This window comes from Peribacillus sp. YIM B13481 (assembly GCF_042787985.1).
In the GTDB taxonomy this organism is placed as follows: domain Bacteria; phylum Bacillota; class Bacilli; order Bacillales; family DSM-1321; genus Peribacillus; species Peribacillus simplex_A.
This window is the reverse complement of the sequence record NZ_JBHZPE010000023.1, coordinates 1-14,176: the sequence shown is the minus strand read 5'-3', so window position 1 is coordinate 14,176 and position 14,176 is coordinate 1. Positions and strand designations below refer to the sequence as shown.

Here is a 14,176-nt window from a genome sequence, read left to right as displayed (position 1 = left end):
AGTTTAGCCACCCCTTCTGAATTCGAAAGTTTTTACATATTTTAATTACAAATCTAAAGGATGGTGAGAGACCATTGTATAAAGAAGTGAATGTTAACCGTGCTAAATTATTAATATCTTGTCCAGAGAAACCAGGTATTATCTCAGCTGTATCTAACCTTTTATTAGAAAGCAGAGCAAATGTTGTTCATTTTGACCAACATACGACGGATCCACAAGCAGGTATGTTTTTTATGAGGATCGAATTTGATTTAAACGACTTTGATGCTTCCTATGCAAAACTTGAAGAGGACTTACATGTGCTGGCCCAGGCTTATGCGATGGAATGGAACTTAAGCGGTAATAATAAAAGAAAAAGAATGGCTATCTTTGTATCCAAAATGGATCACTGTCTTATGGAGCTTATATGGCGTTGGAAATCGAATGAACTTCCAGTGGAAATTCCGATGGTGATCAGTAATCATCCAGATTTTAAAAAAATAGTAGAAAGTTATGGCATCCCTTATTATCATATTCCTTTAGCTAATGAAACGAAGCAACAAGCAGAACAGAAAGCACTGGATCTATTGAAAGGGAAAGCAGACTTTATTGCCTTGGCTAGATATATGCAAATTCTTTCCCCTACATTTGTATCGGAGTTCCCAAATCAAATTATTAACATCCATCATTCTTTCTTACCGGCGTTTGTCGGTGCAAATCCTTATGCGAGGGCCTATAACCGTGGTGTTAAGTTAATTGGAGCAACTGCTCATTATGTTACGAATGATCTTGATGAAGGACCCATTATTCAGCAAGATGTAAAGCGCGTTAATCATAGACATACAATCGAAGAATTAAAGGTTACCGGAAGTCATGTGGAAAGACAGGTTCTTGCCCAAGCTGTTTCTTGGCATATTGAAGATAGAGTTATTATTCATGGTAATAAAACAATCGTGTTTGATTAAATACAATATTATGATGTTCAATGATAGGAGATAAACTTTAATTTTAAAGATAATTGAGGAACTTATTATTTTCCAATATTTTTAAAGATTTTTCTCTACTATTCTATTAGAGCAGACAAAATACTCGTCCTTGGTAGTATTTTGTCATATCTCAACGGGACATCATTACTATTTATACCTATTCCTATATTAATACCCACATCTCAATCTCTATTATAATTGAAATCAATTCCATAAAAGTTTTGCCACGTTTACTTAAACGAAAAACAGCTTGATTCATTTTGTGCATTTGTTGATTGAGGCGATTCACTGCTAATTTCTGAGCATTATAAATATAAATAAGCATCGTAAAATCAACATGTACTTTACCTTTTTCGCCTGTTCGATAACTGAAATTATTATAGTTAAAAGAACTCTTTTTAAGCATTGACTTGCTCAAGGGAAGTTCTCGTCTTGTAGAGCTTTTTCCATACTTTTTGAACATGTAACCGGGACGGGCCATACCAATCGCAGGGTTGGAAGTTATGTGTGGCTTCCATTATCCTGTAAAGGCGACGATCACATCTGGGCTATGTTCAGTTGTGGGAGCTGCGGAAGGTTTCCTTTGCTTAATCGTGTTCAGAATTAAAAGATTAGGACCATTTCACAAATAACGGCGAATTAGAACATAAAGCGGCATAATGAAGGCGGTTAAACAAATCTTTTCCCAGAAAAGGGGCATTACACGATGAAATATAGATCTGCATTCGATATAATCGGTCCCGTCATGATTGGACCTTCTAGTTCACATACAGCAGGAGCTGCCAGAATCGGCAGAGTAGCACGGACATTATTCGAAAAGCAACCGAAGAAAGCCATCATTTCTTTATATGGTTCTTTTGCAAAAACATACAGGGGACACGGTACGGATGTTGCTGTCGTAGGCGGGATATTGGATTTCGATACGGATGATGAACGAATCCCCACTTCATTGACGATAGCGGAAGAAGCCGGTATGGAGGTTTCCTTTACAATTGAGGATACGGTGATGGATCATCCTAATACAGTCAAAATCAGACTGTTCGACGAAAGTAAAGAATTAGAACTTGTTGGGATCTCGATAGGCGGCGGAACGATAGAAATAACAGAGTTGAATACGTTCAAGCTAAAATTGTCAGGTGAAAACCCAGCTATTTTAGTGGTACATAACGATGTTTATGGAATTATATCTTCCGTTTCAACGGTTTTAGCCAATCATGAAATTAACATTGGGCATATGGAAGTTTCACGTAAAGAAAAAGGTCAAATGGCTCTCATGGTGATTGAAGTCGATCAGAAAATCAAGAGCGATGTCATGAAGGAAATTGAAAGTTTGGAAAACGTGTCGCAAGTCATAAGGATGGTTGAATGATTAAAAGTGTGGGCACAGATATGGAGGTAAAAACATGTTCCGAAATGTAACAGAGTTGGTTGAACTTGCTGAAAGTAAAAATGTAAAAATTGCGGAAATCATGATTTTACAAGAAATGGAGTTCTCAAGCCTGTCGAGAGAACAGGTCATTGAAAAGATGGACAGGAATTTGACAGTGATGGAGCAAGCGGTGGAAAGAGGTCTTAAAGGTGTGCAATCCGTTACAGGTCTAACTGGCGGGGATGCCGTTCTTTTGCAAAATTATATTAAAACAGGCAAGGCACTCGGGGGCAACTTGCTACTGGATGCCGTCAGTAAAGCCGTTGCGACGAACGAAGTCAATGCAGCAATGGGAGTGATATGTGCAACTCCAACTGCCGGTTCTGCTGGAGTAGTTCCCGGTACGTTATTTGCCGTGAAAGAAAAATTACACCCAACCCGAGCTGAGATGATTGATTTTCTTTTCACTTCCGCTGCCTTTGGATTCGTGGTTGCAAACAACGCTTCCATTTCTGGAGCAGCTGGTGGCTGCCAAGCAGAAGTGGGCTCGGCAAGTGGAATGGCGGCAGCTGCGATAGTTGAACTTGCCGGCGGTACACCGAGCCAAGCCGCAGAAGCGATGGCGATCACATTGAAAAATATGCTTGGACTGGTTTGTGATCCAGTTGCTGGATTGGTCGAAGTTCCTTGCGTGAAACGAAACGCAATGGGTGCTTCCAACGCGATAACGGCAGCTGATATGGCACTTGCAGGCATTACGAGCCGCATTCCATGTGACGAAGTTATCGACGCCATGTATAAAATAGGATTGACCATGCCAGTTGCACTTCGTGAAACGGCAGAGGGCGGCCTAGCTGCGACTCCGACTGGGCGTAGATTGGCAAAGGAAATTTTCGGTTCATATAAATAAACCTACACCTTAAGCTCAGTTATGAAATCCTTGTCCTCAAAAGTTCTCTGTATTGCAATACATTGGAGAAATAACAAAGTCACCTCTAGGTACAAAATTGAACCCTGTTCATGACTAATCAGGGATATAACGTGAACCCTAGCTTCAATTACGGAGCCTTCAGGTTTCAGAGGACTCGCATTGTAGGATTGAAACCCTTTGATTTTCAAACCTTGATGACGGAATCCGATCAAAATCGTATTACTTGGTGGATGAACTTTTTCTGGTTTTGGACACTGATTAAATTTGTCCCTTTTTTATCATATGCATGGCCTCAGACTACTCAATATAGAGGTTACTGTTTGAAACCCAACATAGAACGCACGCGCTTCTTAATAAAACGAAGATTTTGTTCCACTTTAACTAACTTGCCCCATAAGTAAGTACGAGCATCTAAGTAAATGGTGCATAAAGAGCTTGTTCCTTAAAAGACTGCTTCCACATTCAAACCATCTTTTCACTTCAGTGGTAAGTGAATTGGGATAATATATTTTTAAAAAACGAGACAAAACGAGACAACAATCTCATTTTGTCTCGTTTTGTTTCGACTGAAAATAGAAAAAGTCCTAATTTACCGAACTTCCATTTTGGCACACTATTTGCAATATAGATCATTGACTCATTATTAATGATTGGGGGCTGAAATATGGAAACGGTTCAAAAGAATGAAATGAAGTTATCACAAGACAAAGCTTATTGGATGTACAAAAAAATGCTGGAAATAAGAAAATTTGAAGACCAGGTTCATGAATCATTTGCAAAGGGGATTTTACCAGGGTTTGTCCATTTGTATGCCGGGGAAGAAGCGGTAGCTGTAGGAGTATGTGCACACCTATCCGATAAAGACAGCATTACAAGCACTCATAGGGGGCATGGCCACTGTATTGCAAAAGAATGCGACCTAAACGGAATGATGGCTGAAATCTATGGGAAAGTGACAGGGCTTTGTAAAGGAAAAGGCGGTTCCATGCATATTGCCGATCTCGATAAGGGGATGTTAGGCGCGAACGGGATAGTCGGTGGAGGCTTTCCGCTCGCATGCGGTGCAGCATTGACGGCCAAATATAAAAAGACTGATCATGTTAGTGTTTGTTTTTTTGGTGATGGTGCCAATAATCATGGGACATTCCATGAAGGCATAAATCTGGCGGCAATCTGGAAGTTACCCGTTATATTCATCGCTGAAAATAATGGGTATGGGGAAGCAACGCCTTTCAACTATGCTTCTAGCTGTAAAACGATAGCCGATCGTGCGATTAGCTACAATATCCCAGGTGCCCGGGTGGATGGGAAAGATGTAATGGCTGTGTATAAGGCTGCTGAAGAAGCCGTTCAGAGAGCTCGCAGGGGAGAAGGACCCTCATTAATCGAATGCGTTACTTATCGTAATTATGGACACTTCGAGGGAGATGCACAGAAATATAAAAATGAACTAGACAAAAAGGAGCATAAACAAGAGAAAGATGCGATTGCCCTGTTTCGGAATTACTTACTGAATCAGAATTTGCTGGGGGAAAAAGAATTGGTTTCTCTTGAGAGTGCCGTTGAGGAATCTATTAAAGAGGCAGTAAAGTTCAGTGAAGAAAGCCCGTATCCAGATGAATCCGATTTATTAAAAGATGTGTATGTATCCTATTAAACCAAAAAAGGAGGAATTTTAGATGAGTAGAAAAATCAGTATGTCACAAGCGATAAATGAAGCAATGGCCATTGCAATGAGAAAAGATGAAAATGTCATCCTTATGGGAGAGGATGTAGCGGGCGGTGCTGAAGTTGATCATCTGCAGGATGACGAAGCATGGGGTGGCGTTTTAGGTGTCACAAAGGGATTGGTTCAAGAGTTTGGCCGGGACAGGATCCTCGATACACCCATTGCAGAAGCAGGTTATATGGGAGCGGCAATGGCAGCCGCTTCAACAGGTTTACGACCGATTGCCGAGTTAATGTTCAACGATTTCATTGGCAGCTGTTTAGATGAAGTATTGAATCAAGGTGCTAAGTTCCGTTATATGTTTGGGGGGAAAGCACAAGTTCCTGTGACGATCCGTACGATGCATGGTGCAGGATTCAGGGCTGCAGCTCAGCATTCACAAAGCCTTTATGCCTTGTTTACAAGCATTCCTGGATTAAAGGTGGTCGTTCCATCTTCCCCATATGATGCAAAAGGGCTCTTGCTATCAGCCATTGAAGATAATGATCCAGTCATATTTTTTGAAGATAAAACGCTATATAACATGGTAGGGGAGGTCCCAGAAGGCTATTATACAATCCCGATCGGCAAAGCCGAAATTAAAAGGAATGGCTCGGATTTGACGGTCGTTGCCATCGGTAAACAAGTTCACACGGCAATGGAGGCTGCTGAAAAACTTGCAGCGAAAGGAATTGAAATTGAGATTGTAGATCCAAGGAGCTTGTCACCGCTGGATGAAGAATCGATCCTCTCCTCTGTGGCAAAAACAAATCGTTTGATCGTGATGGATGAAGCGAATCCTAGATGCAGCATGGCAACGGATATTGCCGCATTGGTTGCGGATAAGGGATTTGACACGCTCGATGCGCCAATAAAAAAGATTACAGCTCCACATACACCTGTACCTTTTTCTCCTCCGCTAGAAGATATTTACCTTCCAACATCGGAAAAAGTGATACAGGTCGTTTCGGAGTTATTGGGGGAGCCATCCATTCTGGGGGTGTAATTCAATAGTATGATGCTCCAGCTTTTTAAGCCGGAGCAAGCAAACCAATAATGGACACAGAAACCAATCTGAAGGGAGAAAAAAGATATGGCGGTCGAAGTGGTAATGCCAAAATTGGGCATGGCAATGAAAGAAGGCACTGTTTCGTTATGGAGTAAGGAGGTTGGGGATTCGGTCGAAAAAGGTGAAGCAATAGCCAGCATCAATTCGGAGAAAATAGAAATGGATATCGAATCTCCAACGGAAGGTACCATTCTGAACATAGCTGTTCAAGAAGGACAAGGTGTACCCCCAGGAACCGTTATCTGTCACATTGGCAATCCGAACGAAAAAATTATGATCAAAGAACCTGTTGCTGAAAAAATCGATTTGGAAATTGATGAACAAAAAAAGCCGAAAACCAAAGAGTCACCCATTTTGCCACAGGGGGACCGATTATTGATCACCCCAATTGCACGAAAAATGGCACAGGCAGCCAATCTTGATATTGAGAAGATACAAGGTACAGGACCAGGCGGAAGAATCACTAAAGATGATGTACAGAAAGAAATGGAGAAAAGGGATTCCAAGTCAGTAAATAAAGAAGAAAGAATAGTGGACCCCCAACATCCTTTAGAAAGTCCACAGCAAGTTCCAGTGTCAGGAATGAGGAAAATCATTGCCAAGCGTATGAAGGAGAGCTTGCAAAACAGTGCCCAATTAACTCTCACGATGAAGGTTGATGTCACCGATTTAGTCATACTGCAAAAACAAGCCAATGAAATCCTACAAAGACATGAATCAACTAAACTGACGATAACGGACTTTGTTGCCAAAACTGTCGTACTTGCACTAAAAGAGCATCCTAAAATGAATAGTGCTTATATTGAAGATAATATCCATTTGTATGAGCATATACATCTTGGATTAGCAGTGGCCTTGGAGAAGGGGCTTGTTGTTCCGGTCATAAGAAACGCCGAAAGTTGTACCATAAGACATTTATCGAAAAAGGGTAAGGAACTGGCTAGGCGTGCACGTGACGGTCAATTGCCTAGTAAAGACATGCAAGGGTCAACTTTTACCATCAGTAACCTGGGGGCATACGGAGTTGAGCACTTTACACCGATTCTGAATACACCGGAAACAGGGATACTTGGGATTGGATCTGCTTACGATACCCCGCTTTATATTGGCGATGAATTGGAAAGAAGAACAATCTTACCACTCAGTTTAACTTTTGATCACCGTGTACTTGACGGAGCACCTGCTTCTGCCTTTTTACAAACACTAAAAAGGTATTTAGAAGAGCCGATCACCGTGATTTTATAGAAAGGGAGGGAAAGCACTTGAATCGTATAGCCATTATAGGCGGAGGTCCTGCTGGGTATGTAGCGGCAATCACTGCTGCCCAGCAGGATAAGGAGGTCATATTGGTAGTCGATGGGCCATTAGGTGGAACCTGTTTAAACGAAGGGTGCATGCCAACGAAGTCACTATTGGAAAGTGCCGATACGTATGAATTGGTGAAAAATGCTGGCCAAATGGGAATTCGGCTCTCCCCCAATTCCATTGAAGTCGATTGGGAAACCGTTCAGGAACGTAAAAAAGATGTCGTATCTAAACTGTTGAATGGCATTCAATATTTAATGAAAAAGAATAAAATAAAAGTCATTCAGGGAAGAGCGTCAATCCTTTCGAGCCATCGTCTGAGGATCAAGAACGGAAATAAGAATGAAGAGATTGAAGCTAGTAAGGTCATCATTTCAACTGGGTCTGAACCGATTCCATTACCTTTTGCGCCGTTTGATGGAGAATGGATCATCCACAGTGGTCAAGCCATGTCACTTCCTGCTATTCCAGCTTCGTTACTAATTATCGGAGGCGGAGTCATCGGATGTGAATTTGCCAGTATTTATAGTAGGATGGGCACCAAGGTAACAGTTATCGAGATGGGGGAAAAGCTGCTTCCAGAGGAAGATGATGATATCTCGAGCATCTTGCATAAAGAATTGAAAAGCCAAGGCGTGACAGTCCATACCTCCACATCTGTAAAAAATATCAATTCAACTAGTAAGACGGTGTTTTTGGAGAAAAGCAATGGGGAATTGGAAGATTTTCATGCTGATTACGTACTCGTATCAATAGGGAGAAAACCAAGAGTACACGGGATGAACCTAGAGGGAAACGGTATTGATTTTTCCCGAATTGGCATCTCGGTGAATGATCGAATGCAAACTAGCAATCCCTCAATTTATGCCTGTGGTGATGTGATCGGGGGTATACAACTTGCCCATGTTGCTTTTCATGAAGGGCGGGTGGCGGCTCTGAATGCCTGTGGTCAATTTACACAAGTTAATTACCGGGCAATCCCTCGCTGCATTTACACCTCCCCGGAGATTGCCAGTGTAGGCTTGACGGAAAGAGAAGCGCGTAAAAAATATGGAGGGATTAATGTTGGGGAGTTTGCTTTTTCAGCAAATGGGAAAGCCGCCATTTCCAATAAACCGGCAGGAAAGATCAAAGTCCTTGTAAACCCTCAATATAATGAGATTTTAGGCTTTTCCATCGTTGGTCAACATGCAACGGAATTGATCGGTCAAGGAACAATCATGCTGCATGCGGAAATAACGGCAGAAATGATGGAAGATTTAGTGGCGGCGCATCCAACCTTGTCGGAATCCATCCATGAAGCTCTTTTAAATGTTGTAGGTCAAGCAGTACATTCTTAAAACTATTCATGTAACATAAGGGGGATTTTGTATGACTAGCGGTCATCGAACGGCGGTAGTCACTGGTGCAGGACGTGGTATCGGACGTGCCATTGCTTTAAGATTAGCTCAAGATGGATTGAATGTGGTGATTAACGACGTCAATCTGGAAACGGCAAAATCGGTCGTAAATGAGATTAGGGAACTTGGACGTGAAAGCTTTGCCATTAAAGCAGATGTAAGCAATAGACGGGAAGTATTCGAAATGGTTGATCAAGTGGTGGAACGTTTTGGACAACTGGATGTAATGGTTTCAAATGCAGGAATTGCTCAAATAAAGCCGTTATTGGAAGTAACTCAAACAGACCTTGAACAGATTTTCAAGATAAATGTCAATGGTGTCCTTTATTGCCTGCAAGCCGCTGCTGAACAAATGAAAAAGCAAGAAGGCGGGAAAATTATTAGTGCTGCCAGCATTGCCAGTTTTAAAGGCTTTAGCTTGCTTGGTACATACTCAGCCACAAAATTTGCCGTGAGAGGCCTTACACAAGCGGCAGCACAGGAATTGGCCCAGTATGGCATCACGGTGAATGCATACTGTCCAGGAATTGTCGGGACGCAAATGTGGGATTTAATCGATGAAAAAATGGGGCATTATATGAATCTTGAAAAAGGGGAAACATTCAAAAAGTTTACTGATTCCATAGCCTTAGGACGCTCCGAAACCCCAGAAGATGTTGCCAAGTTCGTATCATATCTTGCTTCACCTGATTCTGATTATATGACAGGTCAATCCATCATGATTGATGGGGGTGTCCTTTTTTCATAAGCTAGCAAATATAAGGATCGATAGAGAAGCTTCATGTGAATAATCACATGAAGCTTTTTTAGTAAACTCAATCAATATATTGTAAGCGGATACATAATCTACTATAATTAAATGGACCTCGATTAACATCCTTATTTATAACTCCATGGTATTTTTCCGCTAGATTTACTAAGTGTATTTTCATTTTTGAAGGTTCAAACCAAATGATTAGAGGAGGATTATATGCTGTCCACTAGTTGTTATCTACGTACATGGGAACGCTTTATCAGTGAAGGTGTTCTAGATTCAAATCGTCTGAACAAGCGAATAATGGAATCTTGGCATCGTTGCAAAAAAGATCAAGTCAACCCGTACCTTAATAAAGGCAAGCACATATTGACAAGTGAATTATTGGACATTCAAAAGGAAAAAAACTCATTCCTATTAGAATTGGCATCACCCCAATTATCAAGGATGAATCAATCTATAAAAGAATCGGGAATGATGGCTTTATTAGTCGATCCCGATGGATATGTCCTATCACTTTCCGGAAACGAGAAAATCCTCAATGAGGCAGGCAAAATAAATTTTGTGGAGGGTGTACGCTGGACGGAGGGTGAGGTAGGAACGAACGCAATTGGAACAGCTTTGAAAACGGGTGAAGCCGTCATGATCCAAGGTACTGAACACTATTCCATTGCTTCACATAAATGGAGTTGCTCTGCTATGCCCATTTTAAATGAAGACGGGAAGATATTAGGCGTTTTGGATATATCGTGTCCAGTAGAATATTCCCATCCTTCCATGCTGGGGATGGTAGCCAATTTAGCGTATACGATCGAACAGGAAATGGGAGTGCGTTCCTATAAAAAGGAGCTGGAACTGATCCAGCACTCAATAGAACTTGCAGAAACCTATCCAGATCGTTTCTTTATCGTTTGTAATCATAAAGAAATGATCATATCCGCCAGCAAACTGGTTCGCAAAAAAATCCCTCAATCCATTGGCATGGCATTGGCCGATCTATTAAATCATGGCTATCGAATCGTTAAGGAAAACTTGCTTCTATCTAAAGAAGATAATAGGATTTCCGGTAAGTATTTACTCTTATCTGAAAATCATGGTCATAAAACCAATAGGCTTTTTCCTGCTTCAATGCCATCTGAAGTGTTTGACTTCAAGGGAGAAAGCGGGATTAGCGAATCCTTTCAAAACACATTGCAGAAAATGAAGCTTGTTGCACCGACAGAAGCTAATGTGTGCATATTTGGTGAAACTGGGGTCGGAAAAGAGCTTATTGCCATGGCTATCCATGAAAATGGCTCTCGAAAAAATGGACCGTTCATCACTATAAATTGCGGTGCCATCCCTAAAGATTTAATGGAGAGTGAACTATTCGGTTATGTTGATGGTGCATTTACAGGGGCTAAACGGCAAGGGCACAAAGGGAAGTTCGAGCAGGCGAATGGAGGGACCATTTTTCTTGATGAAATTGGTGAAATCCCACTAGCTATGCAAGTTGCCTTACTGCGTTTACTTCAGGAAAGAAAAATCGTTCCGATCGGTGGTACCAAAAGCATTTCATTGGATATTCGCATTATCACTGCAACACACCGTAATCTTGAAGAGCTTGTCAATGATGGGTCCTTTCGTCAAGATTTATATTATCGATTGAACGTTTACCCCATTCATGTACCCTCCTTAAGGGAAAGAATCGAAGACATTCCTTATCTAGTCAACTACTTGTGTTTAAAGAATGATTGGAATATTCCATTAACGGAAGAGTTAATGAAGCGATTAAAGGATTACAATTGGCCAGGCAATATAAGGGAGCTACAGAATGTACTCCAGCGATTGACCATCTTACTCGCGGAAGGACCTCTGGATTATATTCAAGTGTTGAATTCCATGCATTCACTGCCCAGTGCCCGGCATGATGATATCCCTTCATTGAAGGAAGGCGGTAAAAAATGCATCAAGGGGAATGAACTGACGATCCGTGAAAAAATCCAACGGGATCTAATGTTAGAGGCATTACAAAGATCAAGAGGAAATGTCACCGCTGCAGCAAAGTTTATGGATATACCAAGAAGTACATTTTACAAGCGGCTCCATAAGTATGGTTTATAGACAGGGCAATGTACATTATGTAAGAAAGGATTAAGGGAAATCCGTGAAAATTGAAAGTGGTCAATTAATGCCGTCGGTAAAGAAGAGGACAAACTTGAAAGTGGGACTGATAAAAAAAGTAATGGCCGTCAAAGAATTTTTAAAACAAATCGTCCAAGAAGCAACAATCTCGTTTGAATTCATCCAAAGCCGGATCAAATCCATTTGAACATGAATTTCCCATATTTCAAAATGGAACATGAGATCACAAGTGATTCCATGTTCCATTTTTTTCTGATGTATATTGTTCTTAGGCTTCTAACGACATACAGCTACGTAATTGAAGTAATGAATGTGAAGGATCTACCAACAATCTTCACTACCTTAATGTAAAACATAACATTTATATAGAGACTCCTAAAAAGCATTAAATGTCGTGCAAATTCACTTTAAAAGCTTCTCAGTAACTTTACTGGTCCATAAATAAAAGGGAATATATTAATTATGCCAATAACCTGGCTATTTACTTAAATAAGGAGGTCCTGGTTATGTAACTGAGCTAGCTATGTATTAATCCGTTGTATGCAGGCTAATATCTAGGCAAGTAAAGACCAATTGTAATATATATTCACTCACTTAAAAATAAATGGTGCACAGTTTAAAATAGCTACCAATTATCATTTTACCAAGATAAATGTGCTAGAACTTATTAAGTTAATGAATCAAGACTGTCATATTAATCTTACTATGCTCTTTAAGCTGCTGAACTTTATCCTAAATAAAAAAATGAAATTAATCGTAACGGAAATAAACGATATAAATTCCATTTGAGTAAGTATGGAATTAAAGCTGTATGTAATCTTATTAATAACAGAACGGATTCGATATTTAATGGCTAATTCTTTTATTTTAACGACTGGAGGGAATCATGTGGCATAGACGACCCTATGATTATTTTTGGTAGGAAAGCGGTACATTGGAGAGATTCGTCGTAAAATTAAATTATATTTATATAATTTAATCGAAATGTAACCCCGTAATTTTTCTCATTTATCCATTATATTTATATATCAATATAATAAAACAAGAAGAGGCAGGATGGTTATACAGGAAAATGTACCGTTTGCAGAGAATATGTAGATATTGATTCGTATTGTCTCGCCTTAAATAAGGTCTATGAAAGGAAGGATAAGCAAAATGAAGAAAAAGATTGGTTGGACACTAGCTATAGCTGCGCTTTTGATAGGTGGGGGAATAATTTATTATTTCATTAATTTATCACTATACGAAACTACAGAAGGTTTATATGAGGTCCCTGTACCTAAAAATGCTAAGCTTGTAATGGAAAATGAACACGGGAAAAATTATGAGTGGTCAAGGGCGTCGGAAGAAAACGGCATACCATATGGTTATGAATTAGCCCTTAAAGCGAATGGATGGAAAAAGGGAGAAAGAGAAGGCGCTTCCGTTTTTTACACAAAGGGTCAGCAGAAAATAGATGTAATTTCTACAACGAAGCATTTAGATATCCTGAGAGTGAATTGACTAGTAGGTAAATGCTAACTAAAGTGCTTTAATGGAGTAAATCACGACTATAAAATAATTCTTCGCTAAAAAATCACATTATATATGCAATTAACAGAAAATTATAAGGAACAACTAAAAAATAGCCAATTAAATGACATTGAATATAATTAATTTAATTCATTATAAACCGTCAATTTTTAATAAAGATTAAAGATCTTTTTAAATTAGATAATATAACGACAGTCAATTAAATTTTTTTTGCTAAATTTAATTAGTAATTAGAATAAGATGAATATTGGATTATTAGAATCTAAAATTCAATATTCGTCTCACTAAGTTAAGTATTCTTAAGATGTGAGATAAAAATAACAATTAAAACACAACTTCCTATAATATATATTATGTAAACTAGAAACAAACATAATAGTACCAAATGGTCACGCCTTCAAGTTCTCATAAGATTCATTATTGTCCCCTAACGTGGCTCAAGTTGACTATAATATTCAATGCTACTTCTAATAACACTCGGGGATCTTTCTATAAGTCGGCTAGGTCTCATAATTAATGGTTTCGAACATACTTCCTTGGGTTGGAATGAATAATTCCCAGTAGGTCTGATAATTATTAATTAAGTTCAAGCTTCGGATGATTATCTCATATACTTAGAAGTTGAGAAAAATTATTCTGTGAACACCTTAGCTAGTTATGCATTCGATTTAAAACTTTATGGTGAGTTTTTAACAGCTAACGACCGATCATTGGACTTAGCTGAACTCACATCGTATAGTGTGCGTCGTTTTGTACAAAATCAGGTCATCAATCATAGTATTAAGCCGAGAACGCTACAACGCCGTATTTCGTGCTTAAAATCATTTAGTGAATATTGTTTAAAAGAAAATTACCTAAATCAGATAAGAAATTACCTAAATATATGACCTTACAGGAGCTTCACAAATTATTTACCTAAGGCTGTTTTCACATACTTTGTTCTATTTACCAGGTAGTGAGTTGTGGTTGATTTCCCCTCCAGATGCTCGCTTTCCGCGGGGCGGGCGGTGAGCCTCCT

13 protein-coding genes and 1 pseudogene are annotated in these 14,176 nt (G+C 39.6%); 12 read left to right on the top strand and 2 right to left on the bottom strand.

The window, feature by feature from the left end:
* Positions 1–74: 74 nt before the first annotated feature.
* Positions 75–944, top strand: coding sequence for a formyltetrahydrofolate deformylase (purU, locus tag ACFX4X_RS14315; protein ID WP_377384357.1), 870 nt, complete (start codon positions 75–77; stop codon positions 942–944).
* A gap of 184 nt (positions 945–1,128) precedes the next feature.
* Here purU and ACFX4X_RS14310 read toward each other — a convergent pair whose 3' ends face one another.
* A complete protein-coding gene (locus ACFX4X_RS14310; RefSeq protein WP_377384355.1) occupies positions 1,129–1,383 on the bottom strand; it encodes a hypothetical protein in 255 nt (84 codons plus the stop codon).
* A gap of 288 nt (positions 1,384–1,671) precedes the next feature.
* Between ACFX4X_RS14310 and sdaAB the strand changes: the two genes are divergently transcribed.
* Positions 1,672–2,334 carry an L-serine ammonia-lyase, iron-sulfur-dependent subunit beta gene (gene sdaAB / locus ACFX4X_RS14305; protein WP_377384353.1) on the top strand — a complete coding sequence of 221 codons (663 nt, stop codon included), beginning with the start codon at positions 1,672–1,674 and terminating at the stop codon, positions 2,332–2,334.
* A gap of 34 nt (positions 2,335–2,368) precedes the next feature.
* Positions 2,369–3,244 carry an L-serine ammonia-lyase, iron-sulfur-dependent, subunit alpha gene (gene sdaAA / locus ACFX4X_RS14300; RefSeq protein ID WP_061463202.1) on the top strand — a complete coding sequence of 292 codons (876 nt, stop codon included), beginning with the start codon at positions 2,369–2,371 and terminating at the stop codon, positions 3,242–3,244.
* Between the two features lie 229 nt (positions 3,245–3,473).
* On the opposite strand, the pseudogene ACFX4X_RS14295 reads toward sdaAA, so the two are convergent.
* A pseudogene (locus ACFX4X_RS14295) lies at positions 3,474–3,641 on the bottom strand (IS6 family transposase); the annotation flags it as partial.
* A 288-nt stretch (positions 3,642–3,929) separates the two neighbouring features.
* Between ACFX4X_RS14295 and ACFX4X_RS14290 the strand changes: the two are divergent.
* From ACFX4X_RS14290 to ACFX4X_RS14250, 9 genes are all read left to right on the top strand, one after another.
* A complete protein-coding gene (locus ACFX4X_RS14290; RefSeq protein ID WP_377384351.1) occupies positions 3,930–4,922 on the top strand; it encodes a thiamine pyrophosphate-dependent dehydrogenase E1 component subunit alpha in 993 nt (330 codons plus the stop codon).
* Positions 4,923–4,944: 22 nt separating this feature from the next.
* Complete coding sequence (locus ACFX4X_RS14285) at positions 4,945–5,979, top strand: alpha-ketoacid dehydrogenase subunit beta (protein ID WP_061463204.1); 1,035 nt, start codon at positions 4,945–4,947, stop codon at positions 5,977–5,979.
* A gap of 87 nt (positions 5,980–6,066) precedes the next feature.
* A complete protein-coding gene (locus ACFX4X_RS14280; RefSeq protein ID WP_377384349.1) occupies positions 6,067–7,287 on the top strand; it encodes a dihydrolipoamide acetyltransferase family protein in 1,221 nt (406 codons plus the stop codon).
* A gap of 17 nt (positions 7,288–7,304) precedes the next feature.
* On the top strand, positions 7,305–8,687 hold the full coding sequence (gene lpdA / locus ACFX4X_RS14275; RefSeq protein WP_377384347.1) for a dihydrolipoyl dehydrogenase: 1,383 nt from the start codon (positions 7,305–7,307) through the stop codon (positions 8,685–8,687).
* Between the two features lie 31 nt (positions 8,688–8,718).
* Complete coding sequence (locus ACFX4X_RS14270; protein WP_377384345.1) at positions 8,719–9,495, top strand: acetoin reductase; 777 nt, start codon at positions 8,719–8,721, stop codon at positions 9,493–9,495.
* A 222-nt stretch (positions 9,496–9,717) separates the two neighbouring features.
* The gene (locus ACFX4X_RS14265; RefSeq protein WP_377384343.1) at positions 9,718–11,604 is read left to right on the top strand and encodes a sigma-54-dependent Fis family transcriptional regulator; all 1,887 of its coding nucleotides are present in this window, start codon (positions 9,718–9,720) and stop codon (positions 11,602–11,604) included.
* Between the two features lie 67 nt (positions 11,605–11,671).
* Positions 11,672–11,812 carry a hypothetical protein gene (locus ACFX4X_RS14260; RefSeq protein WP_377384341.1) on the top strand — a complete coding sequence of 47 codons (141 nt, stop codon included), beginning with the start codon at positions 11,672–11,674 and terminating at the stop codon, positions 11,810–11,812.
* 968 nt (positions 11,813–12,780) lie between these two features.
* Positions 12,781–13,128 carry a hypothetical protein gene (locus tag ACFX4X_RS14255; protein ID WP_377384339.1) on the top strand — a complete coding sequence of 116 codons (348 nt, stop codon included), beginning with the start codon at positions 12,781–12,783 and terminating at the stop codon, positions 13,126–13,128.
* 638 nt (positions 13,129–13,766) lie between these two features.
* Positions 13,767–14,045, top strand: coding sequence for a site-specific integrase (locus ACFX4X_RS14250; RefSeq protein ID WP_377384420.1), 279 nt, complete (start codon positions 13,767–13,769; stop codon positions 14,043–14,045).
* Positions 14,046–14,176 lie beyond the last annotated feature (131 nt).

What these genes read in the sequence shown, in the direction of transcription:
- sdaAB (WP_377384353.1), top strand. Translation starts at nt 1,672, where the DNA reads ATGAAATATAGATCTGCATTCGATATAATCGGTCCCGTCATGATTGGA.
- sdaAA (WP_061463202.1), top strand. Translation starts at nt 2,369, where the DNA reads ATGTTCCGAAATGTAACAGAGTTGGTTGAACTTGCTGAAAGTAAAAAT.
- ACFX4X_RS14290 (WP_377384351.1), top strand. Translation starts at nt 3,930, where the DNA reads ATGGAAACGGTTCAAAAGAATGAAATGAAGTTATCACAAGACAAAGCT.
- ACFX4X_RS14285 (WP_061463204.1), top strand. Translation starts at nt 4,945, where the DNA reads ATGAGTAGAAAAATCAGTATGTCACAAGCGATAAATGAAGCAATGGCC.
- ACFX4X_RS14280 (WP_377384349.1), top strand. Translation starts at nt 6,067, where the DNA reads ATGGCGGTCGAAGTGGTAATGCCAAAATTGGGCATGGCAATGAAAGAA.
- ACFX4X_RS14270 (WP_377384345.1), top strand. Translation starts at nt 8,719, where the DNA reads ATGACTAGCGGTCATCGAACGGCGGTAGTCACTGGTGCAGGACGTGGT.
- ACFX4X_RS14265 (WP_377384343.1), top strand. Translation starts at nt 9,718, where the DNA reads ATGCTGTCCACTAGTTGTTATCTACGTACATGGGAACGCTTTATCAGT.
- ACFX4X_RS14260 (WP_377384341.1), top strand. Translation starts at nt 11,672, where the DNA reads ATGCCGTCGGTAAAGAAGAGGACAAACTTGAAAGTGGGACTGATAAAA.
- ACFX4X_RS14255 (WP_377384339.1), top strand. Translation starts at nt 12,781, where the DNA reads ATGAAGAAAAAGATTGGTTGGACACTAGCTATAGCTGCGCTTTTGATA.